Genomic DNA, 12,045 nt, shown 5'->3' with positions numbered 1-12,045 from the left:
ACTATATCGTCGGTTCTTGAGCAATGTCATCCGAATCGTCATCAGCGGGAGCCACAACATGGACACCATCACGCCTACCCTTGCAACGGATCGCGCACCGCGCGTGCCGCGCATCGTGATCGTCGGCGGCGGCGCCGGCGGCCTGCAGCTCGCCACGCGCCTCGGCGACACGGTCGGCCGCCGCGGGCAAGCCGACGTCGTGCTCGTCGACCGCTACCCGACGCACTTCTGGAAGCCGCTGCTGCACGAAGCCGCGTCCGGCCATCGCGATCCGGCCTCGCACACGATCGAATACGCGGCGCAGGCGAAGCGCCACGGCTTCCGCTTCGTGCAGGGCGCGCTGCAGCGGGTCGACCGCGCGGCACGCACGGCGACGATCGCCGCGGTGCAGGACGCGGACGGCACGGAGATCCTGCCGCAGCGCGAGCTCGGCTACGACGACCTGGTGCTGGCAGTCGGCAGCGTGACGAATTTCTTCAACGTGCCGGGCGCCGCGCGCCACGCGTTGCCGCTCGAAAACCTCGACCAGGCCGAGGACTTCCGCCGCAAGTTCCTCGCCGCGTGCACGAAGGCGAACCACCTGGCCGAGCAGCAGCCGGCGCGGCGCGCCGCGCCGATCTGCATCAACGTGATCGGCGCGGGCGCGACGGGCGTCGAACTGGCCGCGGCGCTGCGCCATGCGATCCAGCAGCTGACGACGTATCGCTTCAAGGCGCTGGTGTCCGCACGCGACGTGCACATCCGGCTGATCGAAGGCGGCCCGCGCATCCTGCCTGCGCTCGACGCAAGGCTGTCGGCCAAGATGCACGCGCAACTGCGCACGCTGAACGTCGACGTGCTGACGGACACGCGCGTCGCGGAAGTCGGCGCGGACGCGGTCACGACCGCGGCCGGCGAGCGGCTCGCGAGCGACATCACGATCTGGGCGGCCGGCGTCGCGGGCCCCGCGATGCTGCGGGAACTCGGCGACATCGCGCTCAACCGGTCGAACCAGGTGATCGTGACCGAGACGCTGCAGACGCCCGACGATCCGCACGTGTACGCGTTCGGCGACTGCGCCGCGTGCCCGTCGGCCGACGCGGGCGGCTTCCTGCCGCCGCGCGCGCAGGTCGCGCACCAGCAGGCCGTGTACCTGTGCGAAGCGCTCGCGCGGCGCCTCGCCGGCAAGCCGGTGGCGGGCTTCACGTTCCGCGACGCGGGCACCGTCGTGTCGCTCGGCCAGGCCGGTGCCGTCTATCAGGCCGACCTCGGCGTGCGTTCGCGCTCGCTGATCGTCGACGGGCTCGCCGCGATCGGGCTGTACAAGTTCCTGTACCGCAAGCACCTGTTCAGCGTGTACGGACTGAAGCGCGCGCTGTTCCAGTCGCTGAGCCACTGGCTGCAAAGCCGCAACCAGCCGTCGATCAAGCTGCACTGAGCGTCGACGGCCACGCGGCATCGCAAGACGGCGTATCGGGCGCACCTCGCCCGATACGCCGTTTTTTCATGTGCACACATCCGGTGCATTCATATCGCGCACGCGGCGGGTGCGTCACGTCGAACGCCATCGATACGATGCCATTCGTCCGGAACACATGGATCGCATGCATCCCGCGCCGGTACTGGCTCGCCGCCCGATTCATCAGCCAAACCCTATGAGTCGGCTATAAATATTAATTGGTTGCAATTTCCGGATCGACGCTAAGGTGTCGGGCATTCCCGTCCGCGAACGGACCGTCACGTCTCAGGAGAGGAATCACCGTGGTCATCGAAGCCATCGTCACCCGTCTCGACGCCGCATTCGCGCAGATCGAAGCGACACCGGATTCGCACGAATCGCGCAACCAGCGCGATGCGATCATCCAGTGGCTCGACAGCGCGTCGGAGCAAGGATATCGACTCGGTCTCGTCACGACGCTGCCGGCCGCCCGCCTCAGCGACATGTTCGAAGGCCAGTTCGGCCGCGCGAACCTCGACCGCTTCTCGGTCGTCGTGACCGACGCCAATCAGCAGGACTCCGTAGCAAATCAGCATCCGTTCGACGTCGCGCTGCAAGCGCTGGGCGTGCCGCCCGAGCGCGCGGTGGCCGTCGCGAGCAGCGAACCGGAACGCCGCGAAGCCGAGACGTTCGGCCTGTCGCGTTGCGTGCGCATCACCGACACGATGCGCTCGATCGCATCGGCAGGCGTGCACTGAGCCGAGCACCGCATACGGGCCGGCTCGCGCCGGCCGGTCGCGATCGCGCCGATGCCGACGATTGCCCGACCGAATTCCGACATTCCGCCGTCAAGGCGGCCTGCAAACACTTCCAGGCTCGACCGATCCTGCCCGGCGACCGGATGTCGGCGATGGCCGCGAAACTGCGATGGGACGTGTATCGCAATGGCTCGCGGCTCATCGTGAAGATGATGCTTGTACAACGAGCGCGAGATGGAATTCCACGCGGCGTGCGACGGCGCGAAGATCGCCGCGGGCAGTCACTTCTACGACTACGCGGTACGCGGAATTGAAGCGCCGTTACGGGTATCCGTGACGCGCCGTCAGTCCACCGGGTAATCGAGATCGTGCCAGCGCTTGGCCGATTTCCCGCCGGAGCCGAGGTGACCGCCGGGGAAGCGCATCACGGCGATCGCGTGCAGCGCTTTCGTGTCGAGCGCGGGGTCGCCGCAGCTGCGCCTGACCTTGAGATCGCGGACGCGCCCCTGCTCGTCGAGCCAGACCCGCACGATCACGCGCCTTCTCGACGCGGGAGTCGGCACACCGCGTGACAACAGGCGATCCATCAGCGACATGAAGTTCTCCCCGATCGTCGAATGCTACGGTTATCGCCGCGTGCATCGATGAACGACGCACGCCGGTGTGCGCGCCGCGTCAATGCCGGGCGGCTGTGCTCATGTGTGCCGGCGCGCCCTTCGGCTTCGCGGCGACATGCGCCTTCGGCTCGGCGCCGGCCGCATGTTGCACCTTGCCGGTCTTCGCGGGAGCCGCGTGTGCGTTCGGCGCAGGTTTCGCGCCGGCATGCGCCGCGACCGGCGCCTTCGACTGCGACTGTGATTGCGAACGAACGGTTTGCCGCCCCGGCTTCACGGCCGCCGCGCTGCTCGCCGCCACGGGCGGATGCTTGACCTGCTGCGCGTACGCGTTGACGTCGTGATCGCTCATCCACGATTCCGTGTAGGCCGCCGACGCGGGATGAGCCAGGTTGAGATACGCGACCGATGCGACGAGAAAGGCACGAACATGCGTGCGACGATTGAATGCGGTAATGACGAATGCTCCTTTGCGAATTGGCTCGACGCCCTGTATCGGCGCCGTCGTGGCGGCACGATAAAGGAGCGCATTCCGCACCGCAAGCGTCTGCCGGAGATCCAAACGATTCTTGACGTTTGAACGATCGATCCGGTGCGGGCGAGCTCGAACCGGCGCGGCAGCCGCGCGGTCGCTTCGGCATGCACATGTCGTCGCGCACGGGGCCGGAACGCTGAAAGCCAATCCCCCCGACGACGCCGAACTAGGATTCGCCGACGGTGTCGAACGTGCATCGCCGGAGATTCACATGAAACGCGCCACCCCGTTCGCCCTCCTGATCCTGCTTGCCGCCGCCAGCTTGCCGGCACTCGCCGGCAGCGCCGCGTCGCCGGTCCCGCAGCAAGCGAAAAACTGCGTACCGTCCTCCACGTCCGGCGGCACGGCGCCCGGCTCCCGCGCTGCATCAAAAGCGCCGCCGATTCGCGTGTGCGTCGGCGACTCCGACACGCAGCTGAACCTGCCTTGGTTCCTGACCGACGTCCTCACCGCCGTGGACACGCATCAATCTCCCCGCGACCTGCTCCACAAGATGCGCGACGATTTCTGAAGCGCTGCTGTCGCTGATGCACGCGCTGGAACAACTCGCAGCACGCGGGCTGGACCTCGTTCAAGGCGCGCCGATGCCTGGATCGCCGGAGATGACGCGCGATGCAAATATTTCCTCGCAAGCATCAATTAAGAAATTACGCGATTTTTGAATATCAATATTTCGTAATCGAGGGCTGCACGCCTTATACTTGCCGCGCACCATCCTCGTGCCAAGAGAAGGTGTCTTCTGTCCCGGCCGCTCACCGATGCGGCCGGTTTTTTTTCGTGTGCGATACCGATATACATGCGTGGTCGGGGTATGTTACGGAGAAGCGCCTCGAATCCAGCGCCCCGCCGCGATGCCGCTTCGTGCGTTTCGCGAGCGTAGAATCGCTTTGCGTCCCGATATCGGCGCGAGCCGCGGTGCCCCGGCCGGGCACGGCGAACGCATCGCGTCTAACCATCGACCGGTTCGATCTGCATTCTCATGCGTACAACAACAAGTACGACCCGAGGACCTGCCGCGCCCGCACTGCCCCCGAAGCCCGCATTCCAGCGCAGCGGCGCGTGGCCGCACGTCGTTTTCCCGTTTGCCCTGATCGTCTGCATCCTCGTGTTCGTGGTCGCGCTCGTCGTTGCCGGGCGCCTGGCACGCGACGCGATCGCGCAGCACGAACGCGTCGTCGCGAACGACATCGTGATATCGGTCGACCGCGTTCTCGACGGAATTCGCTCGCGTCACCCGGCCGAGCTGGACGCGCTGGTCGGGCGACCCTGCATGACGATCTTCAGGACGCTCGCCGAAGTAGGCACTCACCTGCGCTATCTTCGGGCCGTCGGGCTGGCGAACGACGGTCGCGTCACATGCTCGTCGGCACTGGGCGCGATCGACGTCCCGCTCGCCGCATACATTCGCGCGCCCGAGCCGGGGATGACGGCCATCACGCTGCTTCGGCAAACGCCGTTTCAGCATCGCGTTCCGGTGCTGGCGGCGTTTCGTGCGACCGCGCCCGAATCCGGCGTCCTCTATGTGGTCGAAGGCGACTATCTGGCGGACATGCTCGCGCACGGCGCCCGCTTCGGTGCGGAAACGGCCACGCTGTCGATCGAAGGCGCCGGAAGCATCGATCAGCGTGGCGCGTTCGTGCCGCCGTTCGGCGCGGCGCCGCCCACTGGCAGCGCGATCGCGTCGAGCGCCTGGCCGTTCACGGTCTCCGTCACCTCGTCGGAACCCTACGTTTCGCAGGTGCAGCGGCGCTACGGACTGATCTGCGTGACGATCGCGCTGCTGGTCAACGGCCTCGTCGCGGCCGCGTACCTGCTCGCGATGGCGCCGCGCCGGCTGTTGCTGAAGGCCGTTCGCAATGCGCTGAAGCGCAACGAGTTTCATGTCGTCTATCAGACTATCGTCGATGTCGAAACGCGCAGGACCGTCGGCGTCGAGGCGCTGCTGCGCTGGCAGCATCCGAAATGGGGGCCCATCAGTCCGGCGGTGTTCGTCCCGCAGGTGGAATCGAGCACGATCCTGCCGAAGGTGACCGAATTCGTGCTGCGCACGGCCATCTCGGAACTGTCCGCGCTCGCGCCGTCGATGCCGCTGCATGTCGCGATCAACGTCGCGCCGAAGGATCTCGAACGCGCGCGCTTCGTGTCCGTCGTCGAAGACGCGATCCGCCGGCTTCCGCCGGGCTGCACGCTGGTGCTCGAAGTCACCGAGCGCATCCTGCTCGAGAAGAATCCGCGCACCACCGAGATGTTCGCCACGCTGCGCGCGAAAGGCGCGAAGTTCGCGATCGACGACTTCGGCACGCATCACAGCAACCTCGACATGCTGTCGCGCTTTCCATTCGACTACGTGAAGATCGATCGACAGTTCATCTCCCGGCTGACGACGGGCAACGCGAAACTGATCGAAGGGATCGCCGCCGTCGCGCACCACTACGGCCTGAAGATCATTGCCGAGGGCGTGGAGACGGAGGAGCAGCATCGCGCGCTGCATGCGGTCGGGATTCAGTATGCGCAGGGCTATCTGTACCAGCGACCGCAGCGACCGGAAGACCTGAAACGAGAATTCGCGCCGATGCCGGCCTAGCGCCTGCGCTGCGGCAACGCTGCCGCAGCTGCCGGCCGACGCGCTCGCGCACTCGACAGACGAATGCGTACCGCCCGAACGTCATCCTGCCTGCGCGCGACGCCGATTGCTTCACGCGGTCGATGCCACGCGCACCACGTGGCGGATCCGGCGCCGCGTCCTGCCACCCGATGCCAGCGGCGCCGCTTCGGCGGGAACCGCGCGAGAAGCGCTAAAATCCGCCGCCTGGGCATCCACGACGAGCAAGTGTTTTGACTGCGTTCGAGCAGGGTTTCATCCTCACCCGCCACTGGCGGGACACCGCGTCCGGCATCGAGATCGAGTTCTGGCTGGCAACCGAACACGGTCCGCGCCGCGTGCGGCTGCGCCCGCAGGAAGCCGTCGCGTTCGTGCCGGCCGAGCAGCGGGCGCTCGCCGAACGCACGCTGGCCGGCGAGCGCGATGCCGAACTGCGCCCGCTCGCGCTGCGCGACTTCCGCCAGCGCGCGGTGGCCGGCCTCTACTGCCGCCGCTACCGCCATTTGTCCGGACTCCAGAAACGCCTCGCCGCGGCCGGCGTCGACGTCTACGAAGCCGACGTGCAGCCGCCCGACCGCTATACGATGGAGCGCTTCATCACGGCGCCCGTGCAGTTTCGCGGCACGGCCGGCCGCGACGGCACGCTGACCGACGGCGAACTGAAGCCCGCGACCGGCTATCGTCCCGCGCTGCGCTGCGTATCGCTCGACATCGAGACGAGCGTCCACGGCGAGCTGTATTCGATCGCGCTCGAAGGCTGCGGGCAGCGGCAGGTCTACATGCTCGGCCCGCCGAACGGCGACGCGCGCGCCGCGGACTTCAAGCTCGACTACTGCGACAGCCGGCCCGACATGCTCGCGCGGCTCAACGACTGGTTCGACGAACACGATCCCGATGCGGTGATCGGCTGGAACCTCGTGCAGTTCGACCTGCGCATCCTGCATGCGCACGCGGAGCAATACGGCGTGCCGCTGAAGCTCGGGCGCGGCGGCAGCGTGCTCGAGTGGCGCGCGCACGGACAGCAGCCCGACCATTTCTTCGCGGGCGCGGCCGGCCGCCTGATCCTCGACGGCATCGACATGCTGAAATCGGCGACGTGGACGTTCCCGTCGTTCAGCCTCGAATACGTATCGCAATCGCTGCTCGGCGAAGGCAAGTCGATCGACAATCCGTATCAGCGGATGGACGAGATCCAGCGCCGCTTCGATCACGACAAGCCCGCGCTCGCGCACTACAACCTGAAGGACTGCGAACTCGTCACGCGCATCTTCGACAAGGCCGACCTGCTGTCCTTTGCACTCGAACGCGCGACCGTCACGGGCCTCGCGGCCGATCGCACCGGCGGCTCGGTCGCCGCGTTCACGCACCTGTACCTGCCGCGCATGCACCGGCTCGGCTACGTCGCGCCGAACCTCGGCGACGTAACCGGCCAGAACAGCCCCGGCGGCTTCGTGATGGATTCGCGACCCGGCCTGTACGACTCGGTGCTCGTGTTCGACTACAAGAGCCTTTATCCGTCGATCATCCGCACGTTCCTGATCGATCCGGCCGGTCTGATCGAAGGGCTCGCGCATCCGGGCGACGACACGTCGGTGCCCGGCTTTCTCGGCGCGCGCTTCTCGCGCACCGCGCATTGCCTGCCCGACATCGTGCGGCGCGTGTCGGAAGGCCGCGACGAAGCGAAACGCCAGCGCAACGCGCCGTTGTCGCAGGCGCTGAAGATCATCATGAATTCGTTCTACGGCGTGCTCGGCTCGACGGGCTGCCGGTTCTTCGATCCGCGCCTCGCGTCGTCGATCACGATGCGCGGCCACGAGATCATGCACCGCACGCGCGAGCTGATCGAGGCGCAGGGTTACGAAGTCATCTACGGCGATACCGATTCGACCTTCGTGTGGCTCGGGCGCGAGCACGACGACGACGCGGCCGCCGCGAAGGGCCGCGCGCTCGTCGAGCACGTGAACCGCTGGTGGCAGGCGCACCTGCGCGATCGCTTCGGGCTCGAAAGCGCGCTCGAACTGCAGTACGAGCGGCATTACCGGCGCTTCCTGATGCCGACCGTGCGCGGCGCGGAAGAAGGCAGCAAGAAGCGCTATGCGGGCCTCGCGCGCGCGGCGGACGGCGGCGAGGACCTTGTGTTCAAGGGGCTCGAAACGGTGCGCACCGACTGGACGCCGCTCGCGCAGGCATTCCAGCGCGAACTCTACCGGCGGGTGTTCAAGCGCGAGCCGTACCAGGATTTCATTCGCGACTACGTGCGGCGCACGCTCGCCGGCGAATACGATGCGCAACTGATCTATCGCAAGCGCGTGCGCCGGCCGTTGAGCGAATATCAGCGCAACGTGCCGCCGCACGTGCGCGCCGCGCGGATCGCCGACGAATTCAACCAGGCGCGCGGCAGGCCGCTGCAGTATCAGCGCGGCGGCTGGATCAGCTACGTGATGACGACGGCCGGCCCCGAACCGCTCGAAACGATGCGCTCGCCGATCGACTACGCGTTCTACGTGAGCCGCCAGCTGCAGCCGGTCGCCGATGCGATCCTGCCGTTCCTGCGCGACGATTTCGAACGCGTGATTTCCGGGCAGGGGCAATTGTTCTGAGCGCGATGCGCGGCGAGCACGGCTGCCCGAGCCGAGCGTCTCGCCACCGGACCCGGCGATGCCGGCTAAAATACCGGCCTGCCGCGCCTTCCGCCGCGGCCGGAGGACCTTCATCATGACCGCACGTCGCGGTGCCGCGGTCGCCATCGCGCCCGGTCACGAGACAGCCAGCCTGTCCAAAGCCCAGCAAACCTTCAATACGCTCGTCAAGCACATCGAAAAGCGGCGCGAGCGTCTGGGCGCATGGGAAGCCGTCACGCCGGCCTTCCAGAAGAAATTCGTCGACGGGCTGTTGCCGCTCGAACAGGAAGCGACCGCGCTGCGGATCAGGCTGCTCCATCTGCTCGACGACGCGTTCCTGCAGAAAGGCCTGAGCAAGGCCGAGCAGCGCATGCTGTCCGACCTGATCGCCGACATGGCGCGCGACTTGCTGAACGTCAGCGACGACGCGGCGCTGAAGATCATTTACAACCGCCATCGCGCATCCGACGACGCCGCCAGCGCCGCGGCCGACCCCGAGCCGATGAAGCGGGAGCCGAAGCCGATGCCCGCCGCGGAACCGGCCGACGATCTCGACACGCTGTCACCCGACGAGCTCGCCGAGCGCATGCAGGCCGAACTCGACGCCCAGTTCGAGCGAGACATGGCCGCTCACGCGGCACGCGAGGCCCAGCGCGCGAAGCGCAAGAAAGCGCCGAAGCAGTCGGCCGCGCAGGCGAAGCGCGAGGCCGAGCAGGCCGAATCGAGCAAGTCGATCCGCGAGATCTATCGCAAGCTGGCCAGCGCGCTGCATCCCGATCGCGAAACCGATCCGCAGGAACAGCAGCGCAAGACCGTGCTGATGCAGCGGGTCAACCACGCGTATGCGAAGGGCAATCTGCTGCAACTGCTGGAACTGCAGCTGGAGATCGAACAAATCGACCGACGCGCGATCGACGGCCTGAGCGAAGCACGGCTCACGCGCTACAACGGCATCCTGGAGGAACAGCTGCGCGAGCTCGATCAGGAGATCCGGCACGTCGAGAACGATTTCCGGCGTACTTACGGCATCGCGTCGTCCGTCAAGATCGCGCCCGATACCGTGATCCGCATGCTCGCGCGCGACATCGCCGGCATGCAGCGCGGCAACCAGGACCTGACCGTCGCGCTGCGCGAGTTCGAGGATCCGGACTACGTCAGGGACTGGTTGAAGGACATGAAACGCCGGCCGGTATCGTCGCGCTTCGACGACGATTCGTTTTGAGCGAAGCCGGCGTGGGCCGGCGCGCGGCGCGCACGCGCCGTCACATCACGGCGACTCGCCGATCCCGCCCATCAGCGTCATCAGCTGCTCGCGCAGCCACTGGCTGCCCTGATCCTGATCGGCGCTGCGATGCCAGTAGCAAAAATATTCGAGCCCCGGCATCTCGAACGGCAGTTCGAGAATCCGCGCCGGATAGCGCTGCAGCAACCGAAGCGGCGCCGTCAGCGCGAGGTCGCCGCGCATCGCGATCAGCGGCGCGACCATGTAGTGCTGCACGCGCATCTGGATGTTGCGGCGCAGCCCGAGCCGCGTCAGTTCGGCATCGACGTGCCCGCTGCCCTTGCGGCGGCTCGACACGTGGATGTGCCCCATCGACAGGTAGTCGTCCAGGGTCAGCGTGTCGCCCTTGAACGGGTGGTCGTCGCGGATCATGCACGCGTAGCGGTCGCGCACGAGCAGCGCCTGGTGCAGGTGCGGGTCGCCGATCAGCGGCGCGTCGATCGCGATGTCGACGGAGCCGTTCGCGAGCGCGGTCGCCACTTCGCGGCGGTCCATCGTGTAGCTGCGCACGTGCATGCCGGGCGCATGCGTCTGCAGCAGTTCGCCGAGGGCCGGCAGCAGCAGCGCTTCGGTCAGGTCGCTCATGCTCAACCGGAACACGCGCTCGGACGAAGCGGGATCGAACACGTCGCCTTCGTGCGCGCTCGAATCGAGCAGCTGCAGCGCCTCGCGTACGCGGCCGACGATGTTCTCGGCCAGCGGCGTCGGCATCATCCCGGCCGGCGTGCTGACGAACAGCGGATCGTTCAGCGTCTTGCGCAGCCGCGCCAGCGCGTTGCTGACGGCCGGCTGCGTGAGGTTCAGCACCTCGGCCGCGCGCGTCAGGTTGCGCTTGTTGTAGATCGCCTCGAATACGACGAACAGGTTCAGATCAATCTTCGAAAGGCGCATCGCCGGATCTCCTTGCCGGCATCTTAATACGGCGTGCGTCTCCCGTTCGCCCACGTCGCTGGCTCGCGCGGTGCGCCGCTCAGCCGCGCGGCGGCCGCGTCAGGTACGGTTCGGTCGAGCCGCGCACGGCGTCCTTGATCTCCATGCGCGCGATCGCCTGCAGGTGCACCTCGTCCGGACCGTCGGCGAAGCGCAGCGCGCGGCCCCAGGTCCACAGGTCGGCGAGCGGCGTGTCGGGGCTCAGGCCCGCCGCGCCGAACACCTGCATCGCGCGGTCGCATACGTTCGTGTACACGGTCGGCACGAGCGCCTTGATCATCGAGATTTCCTTGCGCGCCGCCTTCGCACCGACCTTATCGATCATCCACGCGGCCTTCAGCACCAGGAGGCGCGCCTGGTCGATCTCGATGCGCGAGCGCGCGATCCATTCGCCGATCGTGCCGTGCCGGTTCAGCGGCTTGCCGAACGCCTCGCGCGACTGCGCGCGGTCGATCATCAGCTCCAGCGCGAGCTCGGCCGCGCCGATCGAACGCATGCAGTGGTGGATGCGGCCCGGCCCGAGGCGCGCCTGCGCGAGCGCGAAGCCGCTGCCTTCCTCGCCGAGCAGGTTGCGCGCCGGCACGCGCACGTTGTCGAACGTGATCTCGCAGTGCCCTTCGGGCGCGTAGTGATTGACCACCGTGATGTTGCGCACGATCGTCACGCCCGGCGTGTCGCGCGGCACGAGGATCATGCTCTGCTGCTGATGCGATTCCGCTTCGGGATCGGTCTTGCCCATCACGATGAAGATCTTGCAGTTCGGGTGCGCGGCGTTCGTGATGAACCACTTGCGGCCGTTGATCACGTACTCGTCGCCCACGCGCTCGATGCGCGTCGTGATGTTGGTCGCGTCCGACGATGCGACGTCGGGCTCCGTCATCGCGAACGCCGAACGGATCTCGCCGCGCAAGAGCGGCAGCAGCCACTGCTCGCGCTGCTCGGGCGTCGCGAACATGTGCAGCAGTTCCATGTTGCCGGTGTCCGGCGCGTTGCAGTTGAACACCTCCGACGCCCAGCTCACGCGCCCCATGATCTCGGCGAGCGGCGCGTATTCGAGGTTCGTCAGGGCCGTGCCCGGCTCGTCGGCCTTCAGGTGCGGCAGGAACAGGTTCCACAGGCCTTCGGCCTTCGCGCGCTCCTTCAGCGCCTCCATGAACGACACGGGATACTGCCCCGCATGCACTTCTTCGTTCCACTGACGAATGCGCGGCACGATGTGCGCGTCCATGAACGCGCGCACGCGTTCGCGCAGTTCTTCCACTTTCGGGGTGTAGCCAAAGTCCATG

The 12,045-nt window shown here is 67.1% G+C and carries 12 protein-coding genes and 1 pseudogene; 9 read left to right on the top strand and 4 right to left on the bottom strand.

The genetic code is table 11. The annotated features are described in order from the left end of the window. Positions 1-58: 58 nt before the first annotated feature. The 3 genes and pseudogenes from PL79_RS02995 to PL79_RS36435 all read left to right on the top strand — a co-directional run. Positions 59-1,417, top strand: a complete 1,359-nt coding sequence (locus PL79_RS02995; RefSeq protein WP_044845475.1) for an NAD(P)/FAD-dependent oxidoreductase — start codon at positions 59-61, stop codon at positions 1,415-1,417. Between the two features lie 323 nt (positions 1,418-1,740). Then, positions 1,741-2,175 carry a hypothetical protein gene (locus PL79_RS02990; RefSeq protein WP_044845476.1) on the top strand — a complete coding sequence of 145 codons (435 nt, stop codon included), beginning with the start codon at positions 1,741-1,743 and terminating at the stop codon, positions 2,173-2,175. Positions 2,176-2,324: 149 nt separating this feature from the next. Continuing rightward, positions 2,325-2,512: pseudogene (locus tag PL79_RS36435) on the top strand (histidine-type phosphatase); the annotation flags it as partial. A 7-nt stretch (positions 2,513-2,519) separates the two neighbouring features. Here the strand turns inward: PL79_RS36435 and PL79_RS02980 are convergent. Both PL79_RS02980 and PL79_RS02975 read right to left on the bottom strand, forming a co-directional pair. Further along, positions 2,520-2,771 carry an energy transducer TonB family protein gene (locus PL79_RS02980; protein WP_044845477.1) on the bottom strand — a complete coding sequence of 84 codons (252 nt, stop codon included), beginning with the start codon at positions 2,769-2,771 and terminating at the stop codon, positions 2,520-2,522. 79 nt (positions 2,772-2,850) lie between these two features. Beyond that, on the bottom strand, positions 2,851-3,141 hold the full coding sequence (locus PL79_RS02975; RefSeq protein ID WP_044845487.1) for a hypothetical protein: 291 nt from the start codon (positions 3,139-3,141) through the stop codon (positions 2,851-2,853). Between the two features lie 30 nt (positions 3,142-3,171). Here PL79_RS02975 and PL79_RS02970 point away from each other — a divergent pair, with 30 nt between their 5' ends. The 6 genes from PL79_RS02970 to PL79_RS02950 all read left to right on the top strand — a co-directional run bounded on the left by PL79_RS02970 (position 3,172) and on the right by PL79_RS02950 (position 9,769). Continuing rightward, on the top strand, positions 3,172-3,369 hold the full coding sequence (locus PL79_RS02970) for a hypothetical protein (protein WP_135800955.1): 198 nt from the start codon (positions 3,172-3,174) through the stop codon (positions 3,367-3,369). A 166-nt stretch (positions 3,370-3,535) separates the two neighbouring features. Beyond that, on the top strand, positions 3,536-3,835 hold the full coding sequence (locus tag PL79_RS02965) for a hypothetical protein (protein ID WP_044845478.1): 300 nt from the start codon (positions 3,536-3,538) through the stop codon (positions 3,833-3,835). A 16-nt stretch (positions 3,836-3,851) separates the two neighbouring features. After that, the gene (locus PL79_RS36845; protein ID WP_268906912.1) at positions 3,852-3,986 is read left to right on the top strand and encodes a hypothetical protein; all 135 of its coding nucleotides are present in this window, start codon (positions 3,852-3,854) and stop codon (positions 3,984-3,986) included. A 317-nt stretch (positions 3,987-4,303) separates the two neighbouring features. Beyond that, on the top strand, positions 4,304-5,908 hold the full coding sequence (locus PL79_RS02960) for an EAL domain-containing protein (protein ID WP_082088543.1): 1,605 nt from the start codon (positions 4,304-4,306) through the stop codon (positions 5,906-5,908). A gap of 251 nt (positions 5,909-6,159) precedes the next feature. Further along, the gene (locus tag PL79_RS02955; RefSeq protein ID WP_135800954.1) at positions 6,160-8,526 is read left to right on the top strand and encodes a DNA polymerase II; all 2,367 of its coding nucleotides are present in this window, start codon (positions 6,160-6,162) and stop codon (positions 8,524-8,526) included. 115 nt (positions 8,527-8,641) lie between these two features. Further along, positions 8,642-9,769 (top strand): molecular chaperone DnaJ, encoded by a 1,128-nt coding sequence (locus PL79_RS02950; RefSeq protein WP_044848817.1) that lies wholly within the window; start codon positions 8,642-8,644, stop codon positions 9,767-9,769. 45 nt (positions 9,770-9,814) lie between these two features. On the opposite strand, the gene PL79_RS02945 is transcribed toward PL79_RS02950, so the two are convergent. Together PL79_RS02945 and PL79_RS02940 are read right to left on the bottom strand one after the other, a co-directional pair. Next, complete coding sequence (locus PL79_RS02945; protein ID WP_044848816.1) at positions 9,815-10,720, bottom strand: LysR family transcriptional regulator; 906 nt, start codon at positions 10,718-10,720, stop codon at positions 9,815-9,817. A 79-nt stretch (positions 10,721-10,799) separates the two neighbouring features. Next, positions 10,800-12,044: an acyl-CoA dehydrogenase family protein gene (locus tag PL79_RS02940; RefSeq protein ID WP_044848815.1), complete on the bottom strand. Its 1,245-nt coding sequence runs from the start codon at positions 12,042-12,044 to the stop codon at positions 10,800-10,802. Between the last annotated feature and the right edge of the window lies 1 nt (position 12,045).

It is taken from the genome of Burkholderia sp. USMB20 (assembly GCF_000949135.2).
GTDB lineage: Bacteria > Pseudomonadota > Gammaproteobacteria > Burkholderiales > Burkholderiaceae > Burkholderia.
This window is presented reverse-complemented; position numbering and strand designations above follow the sequence as displayed.

Bases quoted from the DNA above. Each gene is read 5' to 3' on its own strand.
- PL79_RS02940 (WP_044848815.1), bottom strand. From the start codon at position 12,044: ATGGACTTTGGCTACACCCCGAAAGTGGAAGAACTGCGCGAACGCGTG.
- PL79_RS02980 (WP_044845477.1), bottom strand. From the start codon at position 2,771: ATGTCGCTGATGGATCGCCTGTTGTCACGCGGTGTGCCGACTCCCGCG.
- PL79_RS02975 (WP_044845487.1), bottom strand. From the start codon at position 3,141: ATGAGCGATCACGACGTCAACGCGTACGCGCAGCAGGTCAAGCATCCG.
- PL79_RS02945 (WP_044848816.1), bottom strand. From the start codon at position 10,720: ATGCGCCTTTCGAAGATTGATCTGAACCTGTTCGTCGTATTCGAGGCG.
- PL79_RS02970 (WP_135800955.1), top strand. From the start codon at position 3,172: ATGAGCCAGGTTGAGATACGCGACCGATGCGACGAGAAAGGCACGAAC.
- PL79_RS36845 (WP_268906912.1), top strand. From the start codon at position 3,852: ATGCACGCGCTGGAACAACTCGCAGCACGCGGGCTGGACCTCGTTCAA.
- PL79_RS02995 (WP_044845475.1), top strand. From the start codon at position 59: ATGGACACCATCACGCCTACCCTTGCAACGGATCGCGCACCGCGCGTG.
- PL79_RS02960 (WP_082088543.1), top strand. From the start codon at position 4,304: ATGCGTACAACAACAAGTACGACCCGAGGACCTGCCGCGCCCGCACTG.
- PL79_RS02965 (WP_044845478.1), top strand. From the start codon at position 3,536: ATGAAACGCGCCACCCCGTTCGCCCTCCTGATCCTGCTTGCCGCCGCC.
- PL79_RS02950 (WP_044848817.1), top strand. From the start codon at position 8,642: ATGACCGCACGTCGCGGTGCCGCGGTCGCCATCGCGCCCGGTCACGAG.